The sequence below is a fragment of the Moorena sp. SIO3I6 genome (assembly GCF_010672095.1).
Window position 1 is genome coordinate 1 of record NZ_JAAHHU010001662.1, and the last position, 1,091, is coordinate 1,091.

1 protein-coding gene and 1 pseudogene are annotated in these 1,091 nt (G+C 45.8%); one reads left to right on the top strand and one right to left on the bottom strand.

Annotation, left to right across the window (positions count from 1 at the left end; genetic code table 11):
* Positions 1-245, top strand: a pseudogene (locus tag F6K49_RS52105) (endoribonuclease); the annotation flags it as partial.
* Between the two features lie 135 nt (positions 246-380).
* Here the strand turns inward: F6K49_RS52105 and F6K49_RS52110 are convergent.
* Positions 381-1,091, bottom strand: a 711-nt coding sequence (locus tag F6K49_RS52110; protein WP_293110902.1) for a pentapeptide repeat-containing protein, incomplete at its 5' end; no start/stop codon positions are given.

Sequence of the window (1,091 nt, forward strand, 5' to 3'; positions counted from 1 at the left end):
TGACCAGTGAAGCCATTGACCTCACTGGCTGGGAGATGGCAGATAAACTAGGTCGTCCCCAACTCCTGAGTGGCATTCTCCAACCTAACGAAGTTAAGCGCTTCCCCATCACCCGTTTAACTCAATCCTCAATGCACTTGAGCAATAAATCAGGATTGATCACAGTACGCGATCGCTCCTCTAACCAGATAGCAACAGTGAAATACTCTCGTGCTCGTTCTGGTCACATCTTTCAATTTAACTAGTCATCTCGAATCAGGTTAATCACTTGGTATTTAGGTTAATCGTTAATTGTTAATTGTTAATTTTCAATTGACAAAAAACCCAGAATGATAAGTATTCAACCAGACACGATCGGACTACTATTGGACTACTTATCTCTACTTATGTATAGAGCCATCAGGCATAGTTGCGCCCTTGAGGTTAATACGCCAGCGCTTAGCCCTCTTGATGTCTAAGTTAGCGCCCTTGAGGTTAGCCCCGCCCAGGTTAGCACCATGCAAGCGAGCACCGTTTAGGTTAGCCCCCTCGAGGTTAGCTCCCGACAGGTTAGCCCCCTTGAGGTTAGCTTTCCACAGGTTAGTCCCCTCTAGGTCGGCACCACTCAGATTAGCCCCCTGCAGCTTAGCTTTATTGAGGTTCTTATCCTGTAGGTTGATATTTGGGAGATTGCAGCCTTGGCATTCTCCACTGGTTAGCAACTGTCTGGCTGGACTGGTGATCCAGGCATAGGTTATAGCCGATGAAGACGCAGCCACAAGACTGAGGGTGGCAAGTTTTACTACTGCTTTTGTTGGTTGTATAGCCTGCAACAGTGTTTTTAGAGGAGTGATATCATTCACCACATCAATCGGCTTCAGGGCTTTGAGGGCAGTTGCTGCATCGGGATAGCGATGTTTGAGGTTAGGTGCCACCATTTTGTGGAGCCAATGAATAAACTGGGGATTTAGCTTGGGCAACAGTTGTTTGAAATTAATCCGATAATTCTCATCAACTAAGGTGTTGATTTCGCTAGATTTTGTCCCTGTCAGCAAGCAAATCAGGGTTATTCCTAAGCTATAGAGATCAGATGCTTTGGTCAATTGCCGATT